Source organism: Actinacidiphila oryziradicis, assembly GCF_005047355.1.
Taxonomy (GTDB): domain Bacteria; phylum Actinomycetota; class Actinomycetes; order Streptomycetales; family Streptomycetaceae; genus Actinacidiphila; species Actinacidiphila oryziradicis.
In genome coordinates, this window is sequence record NZ_SUMC01000073.1 from 19,702 (window position 1) to 36,564 (window position 16,863).

Genomic DNA, 16,863 nt, shown 5'->3' on the forward strand with positions numbered 1-16,863 from the left:
CCCTCCAGTAGCTCAGCACCGCGCAATGACCCGGCGCCGGTACGCTCGGACCCGGATGGAGAACGACACATGAGGATCGTGCAGCCGCGGCCGACTCGAACCGGTCCGCGAACGCCTGTGGGCCGACGAGCACCAGGTCCTGGCCATCGCCCACCGCATCCTGCGGCTGTCCTCGCGCAACCAGTGCCTGCTGGTCATCACCGCCGCCTACACCGGCATGCGCTGGGGCGAACTCGCCGGCCTGCACCGCGACAACCTCGACCCCACCACCGGCCACATCCACATCACCGCCGACGCCGGAGCCCTCCACGAAGTCAACGGCACCCTCACCCTCGGCCACCCCAAAACCCGCGCCAGCGTCCGCACCCTCACTCTGCCCCCATTTCTCACCCACTTGCTGACCACCGACCTGAAAACCTCCACCCGGCCCTTCGTCTTCACCACGTTGCGCGGCAAACCCCTGCGCCGCTCAGGCTTCCAACGCCGCCTATGGTCACCGGCCGTCAGCGGCGGCCAGCGCCAGAACGAAACCTGGGCCCCGATCAAACCCGGCCTGACCTTCCACGGGCTGCGCCATTCCCACAAGACCTGGCTCATCGAAGACGGCATCCCCGACGTCGCCCAAGCCCGCCGCCTCGGCCACGCCATGGAAGACAAGATCGACGACGTGTACTCCCACGTAGCCGCCAGCATCGAAACCCGCCTCCTGACCAGCCTCGAAGCCCGCTGGCAACGCTCCATCCACCACCTCGACCACAGCAGTGGCGGACCCCTGTCGATCGCCTCCTGACCCAGGAACCAACCAGGGCGCCAAGCGCGCTGCGGCATCCAGCCGCAGCGCGTTTCAGGCCCGTCCTACGTCGGTCCGGAAGGCATCATCGGAGTACTCCTATCGGTTCGGTACCGTTCGACTCGGTGTAGACGTACCGCGAGTGGGCCCGAACGGCGTCGGCGAACTCCCGGCCGACTGTTGAGATCGAAGGGAACGGAACGGGAGTTCGTAGGTGAGCAGCGGATGCGGGGCGGCAGGAGTCCCGGCGTCATGCAACCGCATCAGCGTAGGAGCGAGAAACGCCGTGCTGCCGTGCCGGTGCAGCATCGGGCTCCGGCCGCCGGGACCGGCCGCCGCACGCGGGCTGTTCATCGATTCAGGCTCTGTCGCCGAAGTAACAGCAGTCTGCGCGGCGCTGTGGGCAGCGGTCCTGAAGCACCTCGACCCGCCGCGCGCGCTACGGGCGCCACCCGGGGGGTGCAGCCCGATGAGAAGGTTCTCGAATATCCGGGAACGATCGTCGAGAAAGAGCAACAGCCGTTCCGTCGGTACCTTCCGGAACAGTCACGTGAAGCTGCAGCCCGTAGGGAGTCTGGTGGGGCGTCCATGGGGGCTGCGACTGGCGCGGTACGGGCCGGTACGGCGCCGTGTGGCGCTCCCCGCCCGGGAGCGCCATCGTGTGCCGCCGGGCCAAGGGGCTTTACCCCGGCTTGACGGCGGCAGCCGATGCGCGGCACTTCCCCAGCAGAGAAACCGTAGCGGGGATGAGCTGCACTTTCTCCCGGGCCGCCCGATCGGCGGGTGACTGGTCGGCCTGGCGCATGGGCGTCCCACGGGGAGCGGCCGCTGCGGCTGTGCGCCCTTGACGGGATCCGGATAGGTCAAGGGGCCTTATGCCGCAGCACCCTCACCCGCTGCCGCACAGTCCACGGGCACCGGGGGTGACAACGGCGGCGCGCGATTGACGACGGCGCCGTACGGCGCGGAACCGCCCGCAACGTCGACCGGATCGGGTGACGGACAAAACGGGCGGGATTGACACCGTCGAGTCTGGGAGCAAATGGGGAGCACGAGGGCTCCCCATTCGCTCCCCATTTCTACAAGCCAAAGACCGCCCCCGCTCAGCGGAAACGGCCTATGACCTGCGTTAACACCGTCAGGACGACAGGATTTGAACCTGCGACCCCTTGACCCCCAGTTGCGTCGGGGGCGAGCGGCGTGCTCCGGGTCGTTCTTCGAGGTCACCATCAAGCGTACTCAGCCGAGTAAAGGAGTCTACGTATTTCGCCCCCGCTCTGTATCTTGCGGCACTTGGCCGCAGGTTCGAGTCCCGGGCAGGAGCCGCACAAGAGGGCTGGTCGTGCCACTGGCTCTGTGACCTGTGGAAACGCGCTGACCATCAAGCAAACGGTCTACCTACCGAAGACGCGCGCCACGTGATGAGCTTCCGAGTGGTCGCTCGATGCGCAGGTTCAGCAGCCGCAGCAGCCGGGCCAACAGCAGTGGGGCGGGGCGCCTGGTGCTGGCGGTCCTGCCGGTACTGGCGCGCCGGGTCCGGCCGGTGTCTGGACCGCCGGCCCGCCTTCGGCGGGGCTGGCGTACCGTTGATTCATACATAGGGTCACCACGGCTGCCTTCCGCCAGTACCACCTGCCCGCGTACGCCGACGTCCCGCGCACCGAGGTCCACTTCGCCACCACCGAGGACGCCATCGGTCCGCTCGGCGCCAAGTCGATGAGCGAGAGCCCGTTCAACCCCGTCGCCCCGGCCCTGGCCAACGCACTGCGCGATGCGACCGGCATCCGCTTCACCGACCTGCCTTTCGCACAGGACACGGTCTGGCTTGCCCTCGACAAGCGTCAGAGATCCAGCAGCTCCTCGTAGAAGCCCCCGAAGCCCCGCTCCTGGTCGACGAGGTGGATCTCCAGGATCCAGTGGAGGAGCCGCCCCGCCTCGTCTGTGCGCCGTAGCGGCTTGTCGTTGGCGGGCACGATGTGGGAGTCGACGTCCTCCCAGTTGTTGTGCTCGGGCGGGAACTCGCCGACCAGGTGGCCGGCGTGCCAGCCGCCCAGCTGCCAGCCCGCGTCGGCCGCCAGCTGCTCGACCTCGGCGTAGAGCTGTTTGCCGGTGATGTCCGGGTCGGCTTCGAAGGCGCGCCGTCCGGCTGCGAAGACGGTTGGCAGGTCGTCTCGCAGCCGGTGCTTGACGGGGTCGTCGCCGAGGATGAAGGTGCGGCCGAAGTCGGCCTCGAACTCCTCGAAGATCGGGCCGAAGTCGGCGAAGGCGATGTCATCCGTGCCGATGACCCGGTCCGGAGGGTTCTCCCGGTACGGCAGGAGGGTGTTCGGCCCGGACCGCACGATCCGCTTGTGCCAGTAGTGGGTGGTGCCGAACATCTCATTCGCCAGGTCACGTATCCGGTCGCTGACCGCCCGCTCGCCCTGGCCCGCGGTGACCAGGCGCCGTGTCTCGATCTCGGCGAACAGGAGCGCCGCTTTGGCTTGGGCGTCCAGCAGCCGTGCCGCGCGCGTGGATTCGTCTGTCACGTTGCTCACCGTAGGAGCTACGGCTTGGCTTCGGCAACCGCATTGATCACGGCGGTCGATCTACGCGCAGCGGGACGTGGCGCTCAGCCGTGACGGGCGGCGAGCGCCGTCGCGAGCCGCCTGGCCTCTTCCACCGCCTGAGTGATGTCGCCGACGGGGAAGAGCGCGTGTCGTACGGTCCGCTGTGGATCGAGGACGAGGATGCTGCGCTTGAGCCGGAGCTGGCCGGCGCTGCGGAAGGTGGGCAGGCGCAGGGCGGCGGCCAGGCGTAGGTGGGTGTCCGACAGAAGGGGGTACGGCACCGACTCGGCGTGGGCGAAGGCGGCCTGTTCGTGGGGGAGTTGGGTGCTGACGCCATGGACGGCGATGCCGGAAGCCCGGAAGGAGGGCCAGGCGTCGCGGAAGAGATGGTTCTCCACGGTGCTTCCGAAGGCGCCGGGGAGGGGGTTGTCCCATGGGATGCCGGTGGCGGGGTAGGTGAACAGGACGGTGGCGTCGGCCTCCGGGGCGACGACGTCGCGTATGGTGCCGTCGGCGCCCGGCAGCAGGAGGTCCGCCGGCAGCCGTGTGCCGGTGAGGGCATGGACGCGGGCGTGCTCCGCGCCGTCCTCCGTTGCGGTGGCGGTGAGGCTCCCGTCGCCCAGCACCCAGCGGTCGCCCCAGTCCTGCATGGCCACCAGGAGCGGGAGGAGGGCGAGCCCGGAGTCGGTGAGCAGGTACTCGTAGCGGACCGGGCGGCGCTGGTAGAGGCTGCGGCGCAGCACGCCGCCGGCGACGAGTCGTCCCAGCCGTTCGGTGAGGACCTTGCGGGACAGTCCCAGTTCGGCGGCGAGGGCGTCGAAGCGTACGTGGCCGCGGGCGATCTCCCGCAGGACCAGGACGTTCCACCAGTCAGCCACGATCAGGGCGGCTTGGGCGATACCGCAGGCCGCGTCGGCGTTGTGCATCCTCATGCGCCCATAGTAGGTTCCTTTTCGGGACTCACTTTGTTTCACGTGGGAACTTATTCCGGATCGAACGTGAGGAGCTGCACCCATGACCGCCATCGCCCGCGTCCTCGGCCGCGAGATCATCGACAGCCGGGGCAACCCCACCGTGGAGGTGGACGTAGAGCTGTCGGACGGCTCGATCGGCCGTGCCGCCGTACCGTCCGGCGCGTCGACCGGCGCTCGGGAGGCGGTGGAGCTGCGTGACGACGACCCGGCCCGCTTTCACGGCAAGGGAGTCCGCCGGGCCGTCGACGCCGTCAACGAGACCATCGCGGACACCGTGACCGGTCTCGACGCCGAGAACCAGGCCGCGGTCGACGCGGCGCTGATCGAGCTGGACGGCACTCCCAACAAGGCCCGGCTCGGCGCGAACGCCACCTTGGGCGTCTCGCTCGCCGTCGCCAAGGCCGCCGCCGCAGCCCATCGGCTGCCGCTGTACCGGTACGTCGGCGGGGTGGACGCGCGGCTGCTGCCCGTGCCGATGATGAACATCATCAACGGCGGTGCGCACGCCGACAACCCGCTGGACTTCCAGGAGTTCATGATCGCCCCGATCGGCGCTGCCACCTTCGCCGAGGCCGTACGCATGGGCTCCGAGGTCTTCCACACCCTGCGCCGGGACCTCATCACCGCCGGTCACAGCACCGGCGTCGGTGACGAGGGCGGGTTCGCGCCCGACCTGCGCACGGCCGAAGAGGCGCTGGACTTCGTCGTCCGGGCCGTCGAGCGGACCGGCTACAAGCCCGGCGAGGACATCACGATCGTCATGGACCCGGCCACGTCGGAGTTCTTCCGGGACGGGATCTATGACTACGTGGGCGAGGGCCGCCGCCGCACCCTCGAGGAGCACGTCGACTACCTCGCCGGACTCGTCGCCCGCTACCCGGTCGCCTCGATCGAGGACCCGATGGCCGAGGACGACCTCGACGGCTGGCGGCTGCTCATGTCCCGGCTCGGGGAGCGCTGCCAGCTCACCGGCGACGACGTGTTCTGCACCAACGAGACGCTGCTGCGCGAGGGCATCCTGAGCGGTGTCGCCAACTCCATCCTGGTGAAAGTCAACCAGATCGGCACCCTCACCGAGACCCTGGCCACGGTCGGCACCGCCCACCGGGCGGGCTACACGGTGGTGATGTCGCACCGCTCCGGCGAGACCGAGGACACCACGATCGCCGACCTCGCCGTGGCCACCGGCTGCGGGCAGATCAAGACCGGGTCGATGTCACGCTCCGACCGGACCGCCAAGTACAACCAGCTCATCCGCATCGAAGAGGAACTGGGCGCCCAGGCCCGGTACGCGGGCAGGGAGGCCCTCGGTCTGCGCCGGTAGGCCGCAGCCGACGTCAGCCGAGGTCGAGGAGTTCCTCGTGGAAACCGCCGAAGCCGCGCTCGCGGTCGACGAGGTGGATTTCCAGGATCCAGTGGCAATGCCGTCCGGCCCGGTCGGGGCGGCGCATGGGCCGGTCGCTGCCGGGGGCGATGTACGACGCGATCTCGTCGCCGTTGATCTTCTCGTGCGGGAACTCCCCAACCAGGTGCCCGGAGTGCGGGCCCCCGTACTCCCAGCCCGCCTCTTCGGTGAGCCGTACGACCTCGGCGAACAGCTGCTCGCCGGTGATGTCCGGCTGGGCTTCGAAGTAGCGCCGCCCGGCGGCGAAGACCTTGGGCAGGTCGTCGCGCAGTCGGTGCTTGACCGGGTCGTCGCCGAGCACGAACGTCCGCCCGAAGTCGGCCTCCCACTCCTCGAAGAGGGGGCCGAAGTCGGCGAAGACGATGTCGTCCGCCTCGATGATCCGGTCCGGGGGATTGCTCCGGTACGGGTGGAGGGTGTTGGGCCCGGAGCGGACGACCCGCTTGTGCCAGAAGCGCTTCACGCCGAACATCTCGTTCGCCAGATCGCGAATCCGGTCACTGACCGCCCGCTCGCCTTGGCCCGGGGCGATCAGACCGCGAGTGTCGACCTCAGCGAACAGCTCGGAGGCTTTCGCCTGGGCGTCCAGCAACCGCGCTGCGCGCGTGGATTCATCGTGCATACGGCTGACCGTAAGTGTCCGGCCCGCCGCCGGGCAAGGGTATTCGGCCGCCACGCCCCAGGTCAGGGCTGTAGCCGCTGCCATGCCCATCCAATGGCCTCACGGTCGTAGCGCAGCCGCCGGTGCAGCCGGTCCGGGCTGCCATACCAGAACTCCAGGTTCTCCGGGACGAGCCGGTAGCCCGTCCATTCCTCCGGCCGCCGGACCTCACCGCCCTCCGCCAGCAGCGCGCGGGCGTGGCGGCGCAGGGCGGCCTCGTCGTCGAGCGGCCGGCTCTGCCGCGACACGGCCGACGTGGCCCGCGCCTCGCCGGGCCTCCTGGTGAACAGTGCGTCGGACTGCTCGGCGGTCAGCGTCTCTACGGGGCCCGCCACGGATAGCTGCTGAAGTGTCTCCCGCCAGTAGAAGGTCTTCGACGCCCTCGGCCGGGCCGCGAGGTCCGTGCCCTTGCGGCTGCCCCGGAAGCTGGTGAAGACCAGGCCGCGTCCGTCGAACTCCTTGGCCAGCAGCACCCGCGTGGACGGCCGCCCGGCCTCGTCGACGGTCGCTAGCACGGCGGCGTACGGCTCGCGCACCCCGCGCCAGGCGGCGCTGTCCAGCCACTGGCGCAGCAAGCCCAGGCCGACCCCGGCCGCCGAGTCCTCGCCCGCCCGCCGGATGTGCCTGCCCGGCACGGGATCCGCCGCGGCCACCCAACGGCCCTCGCGCACCGCACACTCCACCGGCACAACAGCACACGCCCCCGGCGGCACCGGAGCCCCGGTGGAGATCTCCACCGCCTCCGCCGCCGCTAGCGACCCGCCCTCCCACATTCCGCCTGCCCGCACAGTTCCTCGCAGCATCCAGGGTCCTGGTCCCGCCACCGCGTAGCCGTCCATGGCCGCCGTATGGAAGGCCGGCAGCGGATGCCGCGTCCGCAGCTCCTCGGCGAGCGTCAGTCCGACGGCGCGGGCCAGCGGCACACTGAGACTCCCCAGCGGGCGGGAGGCGACGTGCGCCAGCTCCCGCGCACGTCCCCAGGGCACATCCCGGCAGGCGGATACGGCGCCGGTTCTGCGGCGGTCGCGGTCGTCACAAGAGCCATGACGACACCGTGCCGCGGCCTCTTTTCCTTCTGCGGCACATGACGTTGCCACCGTGCACCGGTGCGCTCACCTCCGGCGTGCCCGAACGGTGAGTTCCTTTCGCCATGGGGCGTGTCGGCCGGGTCGTCTCGTGCGTGCCGTCAGCTGGCGCGGACGGCACGGGCCAGGAAGTGGTGCGGGGCGTCTTCGTAGTCGGCCAAGTGCCAACCCGCAGCGCGCAGTGCGGGCCGCAGGTTGGGCTCGGCCAGGGGGTCGTCGGGGCTGAGGGGGCGGCCGTGCCGGGCGGCGCGTTCGGCGCGGCCGGAGGGGTGGAAGAGCAGGAGAGTGCCGCCGGACGCGGTCACCCGGGCCCATTCGCGCAGAGCGGTCCGGGGCTCTGGGAGGTGGTTGAGCAGCCCGGTGCTGAAGATCCCGTCGACCGTGCTGGGAGCCAGCGGCAGGCGGTGGCAGTCGGCCAGCAGCAGCTCGGCCAGGCTCCTGCGTTCGGCCCGTGCGGCGGCGTCAAGCATCGCCGCGGTGAGATCGATGCCCAGGACGAAGCCCTTGGCACCCACCTCGGCGCGCAGCGCGGGCAGCGCCCGGCCGGTGCCGCAGCCCAGGTCCAGCGCCCTCTGCCCGGGACCCAGCCCCATCCGGGCGACGGCCGCGTCGTAGGCCGGACCGTCGGCGGCGAACGGTTCCTCCCAGGCGTCGGCCATGGGCGTGAAGAACGAGCGGATCGCGGTGTGCCCGGCACGGTTCGCCACCAGCGCGGCGAAGCGCTCCAGCACCCGGTCCCGGTACGGAGCCAGTGCCGCCAGCTCGTGCGGCGCGGCCTCCCGCAGCCCCGGCGCGGAAGCCGCCTCCTCCGGAAACGCTGCCGCAAACGCGTCCACCGCGCCGGTGTCAACCTCCAGATGGAACTGGAGCCCCCACGCTGCTCCGCCGACCCGGAACGCCTGCACCGGATACCGGTGGCAGGAGGCCAGCAGCTTCGCCCCGGCCGGGAGATCCATGGTGTCGCCGTGCCAGTGCAGCACCCTCAGCCGTTCCGGCATCCCCGCGAACAGCACGTCCCGGTCAGCCGCGCCCCCAGCCGCACCGGCCCCCAACCGACCTGAAGGCCCGTCCCCGGACGGGCCGTACCGCCCGCGGCCACCGCCAGCAACTGCGCGCCCAGACACACACCCAGCACCGGGACCTGCGCCGCCAGCGCCGCCCGCAGCAGCTCCAGCTCCGCGCCCTGGGTGGGAAAGCCGTCGTCGCGGTACGCGGACATCGGCCCGCCCATCACCACCAGCGCCTCGACCCCGGTCAGGTCTTCCGGCACCGGGTCCCCCGCCCAGACCCGGCACACCCGCATTCCCAGGCCCGCCGCCTCCAGCGCCGTGCCGATCGCGTACGGACCCTCTCCCGGCACGTGCTGAACCACCAGAACGCCCACAGCCACCCCGATCCGCAGATGCAACCTTCTGGGCTGCGATCTCACTGTACGTGCGTATCCATACCTGCGTCCTGCCTCGTGTATGCGGTCCCTCGGGTCACGCATACCAGCGTGGCCGTGCGCTGCGGAGAGCGCGGAATCCGCCCGCAGGCTCGTGCGCACCGCCTTGGCTGCCTGGGGTCTGGAGCGCCTGCTGGACGACGGCATTCTCATCGTCACGGAGCTGGTGGCCAACGCCGTTCAGCACACCGAAGGCCGGCGCATCCGGGTTTCCATCTCCAGCCCCAGCGAGAACTACGTACGGATCGGTGTCGTGGACAAGTCCCGCACGATGCCCGTCCGCCGGGTGGCGGATGACAACGACGTTCGCGGGCGCGGCCTGGCCTTGGTGGACGCGTTGACCAGCCGGTGGGGCACCGACCGCGTCCCGTGGGGCAAGGCGTCTGGGGCGAGTTGAAGTGCGGGGGCGCCCAGCGACCGTAGATCGCAAGCCGTGGGTGAGCGATCAGGTGCACGATGAGGACGCCGCCCGCTCGGGCATCGTCACCGACGTGCGCAGCGGCACGTACGTGATCCGTCCGCTCCAGGGACCCGGCGAGTGGACCTCTGAAGACTCGAAGAAGTTGACCACCGTCGTGCCTCGCGAGGAGCGGCAGGACGCCTGACTCCCGCCCGGCCCTGGTGGGTCTGCCGCCGCATCAATGACCCGGCGCAGCGGCAGCCCGACCCGGAACCAGGGCGGGGCTCCATCCCTGTACGACTGCCACTAACAGCGAAGCAGGGAACGGCCCCCGATACTCGTGGAGGCATCCATGACCGTACTGCCCAGCTCCACACCAAGCACCTCCACCCTCAACCGGCCCAGCGTTCCAGACCTGTTCGATGACGCGGCCGAGCAGATCCACCAGGCAGCCGCCGACCTGTGGCCCGGCCAACTGGTCGTCCTGGACCAGCACGTGCCCAGCGTCACCAGCTATGTCCACCGCGTCCGCGTCGGTGACCAGCAGCTGTACGCCAAGGTCCCGTATCTCGGCGTGTCCTTGGTATCCCTGCTGCGTGGTGCCTGCGGCGGCTGGCCCGAGATCGTCGCCAAGCAGCAGGCGTATGCCGAGCGGTCCGACAACCTGGCCGAGCGGGAGGCGAATCAGCTCAGACTCCTCCACCACCTGGGCCGCCGCCAGGTCTATCCCCTGGCCGGCGCAGGGCACCGGCGTTGTGGGGACGCTGCTGGACGCGGTGACCGCGGGCGCGCCCGGTGGTCGGTGCTGGCCGCTGACGTCGGTGCTCGCCGAGCGGACGACCCAGTTTTACCGGCGGCTGGGCTGGTGCCAGGCCACCCACCTCGCCCCCGAGGGCAGGGGCCTGGCTGTTTACCTCGGCCCTCGCCATCCGGCCCGGGATCAGGTGCCGGTAGTAGCGGTGTAGCGGGCGGAAACGTCGGTCCAGTTGACGAGGTCCCAGCGTTTGGTGACGTAGTCGGGGCGGACGTTCTTGTACTGCAGGTAGTAGGCGTGCTCCCAGGCGTCGAAGGCCAGCAGGGGAGTGGTGCCCTGGCCGATGTTGCCGTGGTGGTCGTAGACCTGCTCGACGATCAAGCGCTTGCCGAGCGGTTCCCAGGCCAGGACGCCCCAGCCGGAGCTCTGGACGCCGGTCGGTGCTGGCCGACTTCCGAGATCGCCTCGCGCAGAGCGACCGATCCGACCGCCTGCTCAACCTCGCACTGGCCCGGATCAAGGAGGCCGGGCTGGTGCACGAGCGCACCCTGCAGCGCACCGATTCCACCCATGTCCTCGGCGCTGTTCGCGACCTGACCCGGCTCGAGCTGGTCACCGAGGCCGTGCGCAGCGCGCTGGAAGAGATCGCCCGCACAGCGCCGCACCTCCTGGCCGGCCTGGTCGACGAGGCCCCTCACCGTTGCCTGGTACTCGCTACACGGCCACCACCCCGGCGACGCCGCCCACCGCCCCGAGCGCGCGCTCTGGTACACGACCAAGACCGACCCGTCACTGTCCGACATGGTCGCCAAGCTCCGCCGCACGGTCATCGCCGCCCGATTTCTGCCCACCCGGCCTGCCCACCCGGCCTGCCCACCCGGCCTGCCCACCCGGCCTGCCCACCCGGCCTGCCCACCCGGCCTGCCCACCCGGCCTGGCCAGCCCACCGACCAGGAAATCCGCGCCGTCCAGCAGGCATGGGCCGACGCCAGCCTCGACTACACCGCGTGAACACTCAGGTCCGTCAGAACGTCGAAAGTCGAGAGGCAGGACGCTGGTTCATATCGATCACCGATCTGACTGGACTCGGGAACCGCGTTCTTGCGCACCTGCGGTTGGCCTGCCGTACCGCGTGCGGTTGCGCCTGCCGCGGTCGCCAACCGGTAGTCGAACCTCGCGGGCCCCGACGCGCACCCAACCCGGCCGCGACCAGCCTGCCGGCTGCGGCGCCGGGGATGGGGGACGGCGGTCAGATGCCTACGGGGCGCGGTCGCTTGCACTTTCTGCGGGGCGAGTTGGTCGCCCGGCGGCCTCTGTCAGTGGCCCGTGGCAGCATTCCGACCTATGGGTGGCAGAGAGAACAGCGACGAGGCGTACGCTGTCGATCTGTGTGACGAGGTCCTCCGCGAGCAGGGCCTTCGGCAGCACCGGTTCCTCGACCTTTATGACCGCATGGCCGCCGCGGGGCTGACCCTTGAGACTCCGCTCGCCGATCCGGGCGGTTTCAGCAGCCTCACCCCGCCCTCAGGCAAGGGGCCGCGCTACTCGGCGGACCCGTACCTCACCCCAGCCGTTTCTCTCGCCGACGCAAGTGCCACGACCAATCCGACCCTCCAGGAGGACTGAAAGTGCCGACCCTGCGTCAGGGAGTCCCGCCCCGCCTGCGGCGGGCGTTGGAGATCCTCGCCGAGCCACCCGGCGGACTGCACGTCCAGGAGCTGTGGGCGCGCGTCGTCGCTGACATCCCGCTGGAGGAGCATGAGGCGGTGCCGACGAAGGCCGGTCGGCAGACCAAGGGGGAGAACAACTGGCGCTGGTATACCTCCGACGCTGTTCTGGCAGGGCTGCTCTGGAAGCAGAAGGGTGTTTGGCGCATCACCAGTCTGGGTCGGCACGTGCTCGCCCAGTCCGACGACCCGGAAGATCTTCTGGAGATCACGCGCAGCGCCCTGAGCTACGCGGAGAAGCACCGGGCCGGTTACCAGTACGCCGCCAAGATCCTCGAGACCGCTGTCCAACCGGGTCAGTGGGTGTCCCTGAACGACGTGGCCGAGATGGCCGACCTCGACCGGGACCGACTTGCGGCCTGGCTGTGCGGCATCAGAACACCGGGCGGACAGCGCGTACTCGGGTCGGACGGCAGGCCCCCGCAGCAGATCCACCCCTTGCCGGACCAGATTGCCCGCTGGCAGAAGCTGCTCGCGGCCGAGGGCCTACCTTTGGACGCCACCGGGGCCGCCTCGCCTACCCACCGCCTCAGCTCCGACCAGCTCAGTGCCGCGTTGGCCAGGGCCGACGACAGCGACCGCGAACGCCACGCCGTCAGGCGTGGTTGGTTGATCCGCGGCGCGGCGGTCCAGGGCGTGAACCTGGTTCCGAAGTGGCTATTGGAGGGCTTCTGCTCGCTCCCCGCGTCCCGGCTCCAGGCGCTGCCCGAGGGGCTGTCCAAGGACCAACTCAAGTTGCTCGTCGACGACCGGTACGGCCACCTCTCCTACAATCAGCGAACTGAGCTGGCCAATCAGTTCGCCGTCTTCCTCGACCGCGTCAACCCCGGCGACTTGATTGCCACCTTCTCGGCAGGCCGACTGCACCTCGGCGCTGTCACCGGCCCGGCTGAGTTCATCGTCTCTCCGGACGGACGCTCCAACCTCCGCCGCACCGTTAACTGGCCGGCTCTCGACGTCGACCACGCCGACCTGCCCGAAGAACTCCAGGCCAAGCTCACCAGCCAACACGACGTCGTTGACCTCACCCAGCTTCTCGATGTTCTGGAAAAGCTGCTTGACCGCTCCCCCGAAGACGACCCCGAAGCGTCGGGCACCCGCCGGACCCTGCGCCTGCCGGACCCCACCGCCGAACTGGCCGACGAACTGCTGGTGGGCCTTCCCTGGCTGCAAGAGGTCCGCGACCTTCTCGACGAGCGCCGCCAGCTGATCTTTTACGGCCCGCCGGGAACTGGGAAGACGTTCCTCGCCCAGGCCATTGCCGAGTACCTGGCCGGCGACGCGCATGCCGTGAAGCTGGTGCAGTTCCACCCCTCCTACGCCTACGAGGACTTCTTCGAGGGCTTCCGCCCGGTTCAGCAGTCGCAGGGCAGCGGCACGGTCGGGTTCGAGCTGCGCCCGGGGCCGTTCCGCAAGCTGGTCGCGCTGGCGGAGGAGAACTCGGACATCCCGCACTTCTTGATCATCGATGAGATCAACCGCGCCAACCTGGCCAAGGTCTTCGGCGAGCTGTACTTCGTCCTGGAGTACCGCAACCGCACCGTCGACCTGCAGTATTCGGGCGAGTTCACGCTCCCCTCGAACATCCACCTCATCGGTACGATGAACACCGCCGACCGCTCCATCGCCCTCGTCGATGCCGCAATGCGTCGCCGCTTCGCGTTCGTCGCCCTCCACCCGGACGAGGAGCCGACCCGCGACCTGCTCCCGCGCTGGCTCGCCCGCGAGGGCCTCACGCACACATCCGACGACGTCCCCGCGCTACTGCGTACCCTCAACTCCCGAGTCGAGGACAAGGACTTCCGCATCGGCCCCTCCTATCTGATGCGCGAGTCCGTCTATGCCGACGGCGGCCTGGAACGCGCCTGGCGCACCGCGGTCCTCCCGCTTTTGGAAGAGCACCACTACGGTGACGGCACTGACGTCGCCAAGCGTTACGGCCTCCCCGCCCTCCGCAAGGCCCTCGCCGCCAACCAGCCGAGCCCCGCGGACAGCGGGGACGCAGCAACGCCCGCCGCCGTGCCGGGAGTCGACGCTCAATGACGGAGGCATCCCTGTGCCTCACCGAGTACGGCCCCTGGACGGCAGCCCAGCTCACACCTGCGACGGGCCAGGCCCTGGCCGCCTCCGGCGTCGTCGACGCGCGGCCGGACACGGACGCGCCGGGTGACCCCACCCGCTGGCAGGTCCGGGCGCTGAACAACGTCGGCGTGGCCCGCATCCGCGACGTGGAGCTGCGGATCGCCCCGAAGCTGCCCATCCGCCGGCTGTTCTTCCTGCTCGGCTATACCGCCAACCCGTACGGCGTGAAGCGTCCAGACGATGGGGAAGTGCAGGTCGCCGAGGGGACCGACTTGCTCCCCGCGGTCGCACACGCCTTCGAACGTCAGGCGGACCGGGCGATACGACAGGGCATGCTCCAGGGATACCGGCACACCGAGGAGTCAACTCCCACCGTCCGGGGCCGCATCCGCGAGCCTGAGCAGCTCCGCAGACGATTCGGCCTGGCGCTACCAGTCGAGGTCGCCTACGACGAGTACACCGCCGACATCGCCGAGAACCAGCTCCTGCTCGCCGCCGCGCTCCGCCTGCTGCGGCTCCCCGGCGTCCACGCCGACGTCCGCAGGCGACTAATTGCCCTGCGGGCCCGCCTCGGCGAAGTCAAGGCCCTCACCCCAGGCCACCCGCTGCCCCGCTGGCGACCCTCCCGGCTGAACGCCCGCCACCACGCCGCGCTGCGGCTTGCCGAGCTGATACTGAACAGCGGCTCCGTAGAACACCAGCAGGGCACGGCACGCATCGACGGCTTCCTCTTCGACATGAACAAGGTGTTCGAGGACTTTGTCTGCGTCGCCCTGAGCGAGACGCTGCGCCACCGCGGTGGACGCACCGAACTCCAGGCCCGCGGCATCCACCTCGACGAAGCCGAAACCATCCGCATCAAGCCCGACTTCGTCTGGTACGACGACTCCGACCGCCCCCTCGCCGTCGTTGACGCCAAGTACAAGGCCGAGCGGCCCGGGGGCTTCCCTGACGCCGACCTCTACCAACTCCTCGCCTACTGCACCGCGCTGCACCTGCCCGCCGGCTACCTCATCTACGCCAAAGGCAACGCCCCGCACGCCGCCCACCGCATCCGCAACGCCGGCATCCGCATCCACCAACACGCCCTCGACCTTGACCAGCCCCCAACCGCTCTCCTTGCCGACCTCGCCAGCATCGCGGCAGTGCTCGGCGATTCCGTGCCTGCCGCTGACTTCTGACCGACCCGCAATCTGCTCGCCGCCAGGCCTCCCGGCTCCGCACCCCGCCAAGGAGCAAGAGTGATCGTCCTGCCCGATGACGCCGACCTTCCCGACCGCAAAACGGTCCTCGGCCAGGCAATTCCCTTCGATCGAGCCCGCTGGATACCGCTGCTCCCAGATTCCACCTGGTGGCCGACCGTGCTCGATGAGTGCCCGCAAGTGGGCCGCTGGCCTCGGGTGGACCGGCGGACCGTGTTCGGCATCGCCAGCCAGGCCGCCGCCGCCGAGGGCCGCCGCCACCTGCTCGTCGCCGTCCTGGTCTGGGGGACCGGCACCAAGGCGCAGTCGGTGAACCGGCGCGCACGCATCTTCGAGCACTCCTCACCCGCAAACATCGACGCCCGACTCGGCAAAGCACTCGATGTGCTCCGGGAACGTGGCGGGGTCGACGCGTACTGGGCCTTCAACAACGACCAGCGGATCCCGCACCTGGGAGCGGCCTTCTTCACCAAGGTGCTCTACTTCGCCGGGCACGACAGTGCCGCAGCGCCGCACCGCCCGGTCATCCTGGACAGCGTCGTCTCACGAGCCCTCAGGGCCAACGACGCCGTTGACACTAGCTGGCCGGGGAACGGCTGGACCACGGACCAATATCGGCTGTACGTGGACGGGGTGTACGAGTACGCGCAGGCCCGAGGCGTTCTGCCGGATCAAGTCGAGGCAGCTCTGTTCTCCCAGGGCAAGCAGTCGGCCTGATCGAACGCAAGACCACCACTGAGCGCGCCAACCTGCTGCAGGGGGTGTGGCTGGCCGGGTGCCCGCAGGCGCCGGGCCAGTAGCCGCTCGGCGCCGGTTGCGAGGTCAGCGCGGGGCGCGCCCCCGGTAGTAGCCTGCGGGCACTCGTTCATGCCGGAGGCTGGGGGCTGCAAGTGATCGCTCGGACCATCGCGCCGGAAGGGCTGCCACGCCCCACCGGACCGCAAACAACTGACTGACCTGTCTGCCCTTGTCTGGATCCCACAGCCGCACCGTCCCATCGCCGCCGCCTCCGGCGCTGGCGAGCAAGGTGCGCCCGTCGCGGCCGGGGAACCGTGTCAGCGCATTTACCGCGCGGGTAGGGACGGACAGCTCGCCGACCTGGGTGCCGTAGGAACGAGAGGCCGTTGACAAGGCGCGGGGCCGACGCCTGGTTCCGCGCCGTGGCGGCCCTGTAGCGCGAACCACCCCCGCAGGCGCGGGGCCGACACGTCCCCCTCGGCCACCGGCGGTATCGAGTCCGAACCACCCCCGCAGGCGCGGGGCCGACGGCCAGAACCCCGACAGCTTGGCGGAGGCCCTGGAACCACCCCCGCAGGCGCGGGGCCGACACGTCCCCCTCGGCCACCGGCGGTATCGAGTCCGAACCACCCCCGCAGGCGCGGGGCCGACACGGTGGCGGTGCTGGCCAGGACCGGCAGCGCGGAACCACCCCCGCAGGCGCGGGGCCGACTGGCGCAGGCGTACGGCGTCACCCCGCGCACCGGAACCACCCCCGCAGGTGCGGGGCCGACCCACGGGTCTGCTCGGTGACGTCATTCCACTCGGAACCACCCCGCAGGCGCGGGGCCGACCCGATCGGCTCGTCGAGCGACCTGGCGGTGCAGGAACCACCCCCGCAGGCGCGGGGCCGATTGCAGGGGACGACGCGCGGGCACAGGACCTGAGCTTGACGTTTAACCTCGCAGGTCACCCGACCTGCTGATCTGCGGTTCTTCCCGGGACAGAAGGGGCGGCCGTTCTCCACGCTTCGAGATGTCGAGTCACGAAGCACGAGAGAACGGCCGCTGTGT

15 protein-coding genes, 2 pseudogenes and 1 CRISPR repeat array are annotated in these 16,863 nt (G+C 70.1%); of the genes and pseudogenes, 10 read left to right on the plus strand and 7 right to left on the minus strand.

The genetic code is table 11. The annotated features are described in order from the left end of the window. Positions 1-115: 115 nt before the first annotated feature. Positions 116-790, plus strand: coding sequence for a site-specific integrase (locus FCI23_RS40705; protein WP_136729166.1), 675 nt, complete (start codon positions 116-118; stop codon positions 788-790). 1,602 nt (positions 791-2,392) lie between these two features. Beyond that, a pseudogene (locus tag FCI23_RS40710) lies at positions 2,393-2,656 on the plus strand (hypothetical protein); the annotation flags it as partial. Here the strand turns inward: FCI23_RS40710 and FCI23_RS40715 are convergent. Together FCI23_RS40715 and FCI23_RS40720 are read right to left on the minus strand one after the other, a co-directional pair. Continuing rightward, a complete protein-coding gene (locus tag FCI23_RS40715; RefSeq protein ID WP_136729167.1) occupies positions 2,632-3,318 on the minus strand; it encodes a M24 family metallopeptidase in 687 nt (228 codons plus the stop codon). The pseudogene FCI23_RS40710 and the gene FCI23_RS40715 sit on opposite strands and share 25 nt — an antisense overlap. 83 nt (positions 3,319-3,401) lie before the next feature. After that, complete coding sequence (locus FCI23_RS40720) at positions 3,402-4,271, minus strand: winged helix-turn-helix transcriptional regulator (protein ID WP_136729168.1); 870 nt, start codon at positions 4,269-4,271, stop codon at positions 3,402-3,404. A gap of 82 nt (positions 4,272-4,353) precedes the next feature. Here FCI23_RS40720 and eno point away from each other — a divergent pair, with 82 nt between their 5' ends. After that, the gene (eno, locus tag FCI23_RS40725; RefSeq protein WP_136729169.1) at positions 4,354-5,637 is read left to right on the plus strand and encodes a phosphopyruvate hydratase; all 1,284 of its coding nucleotides are present in this window, start codon (positions 4,354-4,356) and stop codon (positions 5,635-5,637) included. A gap of 13 nt (positions 5,638-5,650) precedes the next feature. Here eno and FCI23_RS40730 read toward each other — a convergent pair whose 3' ends face one another. From FCI23_RS40730 to FCI23_RS57185, 4 genes are all read right to left on the minus strand, one after another. Continuing rightward, positions 5,651-6,340 (minus strand): M24 family metallopeptidase, encoded by a 690-nt coding sequence (locus tag FCI23_RS40730; RefSeq protein ID WP_136729170.1) that lies wholly within the window; start codon positions 6,338-6,340, stop codon positions 5,651-5,653. A gap of 62 nt (positions 6,341-6,402) precedes the next feature. Further along, the gene (locus tag FCI23_RS40735) at positions 6,403-7,476 is read right to left on the minus strand and encodes a pyridoxal 5'-phosphate synthase (RefSeq protein WP_322973975.1); all 1,074 of its coding nucleotides are present in this window, start codon (positions 7,474-7,476) and stop codon (positions 6,403-6,405) included. A gap of 89 nt (positions 7,477-7,565) precedes the next feature. Then, positions 7,566-8,462, minus strand: coding sequence for a methyltransferase domain-containing protein (locus FCI23_RS60905; protein ID WP_246144548.1), 897 nt, complete (start codon positions 8,460-8,462; stop codon positions 7,566-7,568). Continuing rightward, positions 8,447-8,824, minus strand: coding sequence for a type 1 glutamine amidotransferase (locus FCI23_RS57185; RefSeq protein WP_246144549.1), 378 nt, complete (start codon positions 8,822-8,824; stop codon positions 8,447-8,449). Before FCI23_RS57185 ends, FCI23_RS60905 begins: the two co-directional genes overlap by 16 nt. A gap of 178 nt (positions 8,825-9,002) precedes the next feature. On the opposite strand from FCI23_RS57185, the gene FCI23_RS40750 reads away from it, so the two are divergent. Both FCI23_RS40750 and FCI23_RS40755 read left to right on the plus strand, forming a co-directional pair. Further along, positions 9,003-9,305: an ATP-binding protein gene (locus FCI23_RS40750; protein WP_246144550.1), complete on the plus strand. Its 303-nt coding sequence runs from the start codon at positions 9,003-9,005 to the stop codon at positions 9,303-9,305. Between the two features lie 40 nt (positions 9,306-9,345). Beyond that, positions 9,346-9,513 (plus strand): hypothetical protein, encoded by a 168-nt coding sequence (locus FCI23_RS40755; RefSeq protein WP_246144551.1) that lies wholly within the window; start codon positions 9,346-9,348, stop codon positions 9,511-9,513. A gap of 735 nt (positions 9,514-10,248) precedes the next feature. Here the strand turns inward: FCI23_RS40755 and FCI23_RS40765 are convergent. Beyond that, a pseudogene (locus FCI23_RS40765) lies at positions 10,249-10,506 on the minus strand (Fe-Mn family superoxide dismutase); the annotation flags it as partial. A gap of 357 nt (positions 10,507-10,863) precedes the next feature. Between FCI23_RS40765 and FCI23_RS57190 the strand changes: the two are divergent. From FCI23_RS57190 to FCI23_RS40790, 5 genes are all read left to right on the plus strand, one after another. Next, the gene (locus tag FCI23_RS57190; RefSeq protein ID WP_169317163.1) at positions 10,864-11,073 is read left to right on the plus strand and encodes a hypothetical protein; all 210 of its coding nucleotides are present in this window, start codon (positions 10,864-10,866) and stop codon (positions 11,071-11,073) included. A 333-nt stretch (positions 11,074-11,406) separates the two neighbouring features. Beyond that, on the plus strand, positions 11,407-11,688 hold the full coding sequence (locus FCI23_RS40775) for a hypothetical protein (RefSeq protein ID WP_136729174.1): 282 nt from the start codon (positions 11,407-11,409) through the stop codon (positions 11,686-11,688). A 2-nt stretch (positions 11,689-11,690) separates the two neighbouring features. Continuing rightward, positions 11,691-13,832 (plus strand): AAA family ATPase, encoded by a 2,142-nt coding sequence (locus FCI23_RS40780; RefSeq protein WP_136729175.1) that lies wholly within the window; start codon positions 11,691-11,693, stop codon positions 13,830-13,832. Continuing rightward, on the plus strand, positions 13,829-15,052 hold the full coding sequence (locus FCI23_RS40785; protein ID WP_136729176.1) for an McrC family protein: 1,224 nt from the start codon (positions 13,829-13,831) through the stop codon (positions 15,050-15,052). Before FCI23_RS40780 ends, FCI23_RS40785 begins: the two co-directional genes overlap by 4 nt. A gap of 60 nt (positions 15,053-15,112) precedes the next feature. After that, positions 15,113-15,790, plus strand: a complete 678-nt coding sequence (locus tag FCI23_RS40790; protein ID WP_136729177.1) for an 8-oxoguanine DNA glycosylase OGG fold protein — start codon at positions 15,113-15,115, stop codon at positions 15,788-15,790. A 461-nt stretch (positions 15,791-16,251) separates the two neighbouring features. After that, positions 16,252-16,705: direct repeats of the CRISPR family, unit length 28 nt; unit sequence GAACCACCCCCGCAGGCGCGGGGCCGAC. Positions 16,706-16,863: the final 158 nt, after the last annotated feature.

Coding starts and splice junctions, on each gene's coding strand:
- eno (WP_136729169.1), top strand. CDS start 4,354: ATGACCGCCATCGCCCGCGTCCTCGGCCGCGAGATCATCGACAGCCGG.
- FCI23_RS57190 (WP_169317163.1), top strand. CDS start 10,864: ATGGTCGCCAAGCTCCGCCGCACGGTCATCGCCGCCCGATTTCTGCCC.
- FCI23_RS60905 (WP_246144548.1), bottom strand. CDS start 8,462: ATGCCGGAACGGCTGAGGGTGCTGCACTGGCACGGCGACACCATGGAT.
- FCI23_RS40775 (WP_136729174.1), top strand. CDS start 11,407: ATGGGTGGCAGAGAGAACAGCGACGAGGCGTACGCTGTCGATCTGTGT.
- FCI23_RS40785 (WP_136729176.1), top strand. CDS start 13,829: ATGACGGAGGCATCCCTGTGCCTCACCGAGTACGGCCCCTGGACGGCA.
- FCI23_RS40720 (WP_136729168.1), bottom strand. CDS start 4,271: ATGAGGATGCACAACGCCGACGCGGCCTGCGGTATCGCCCAAGCCGCC.
- FCI23_RS40730 (WP_136729170.1), bottom strand. CDS start 6,340: ATGCACGATGAATCCACGCGCGCAGCGCGGTTGCTGGACGCCCAGGCG.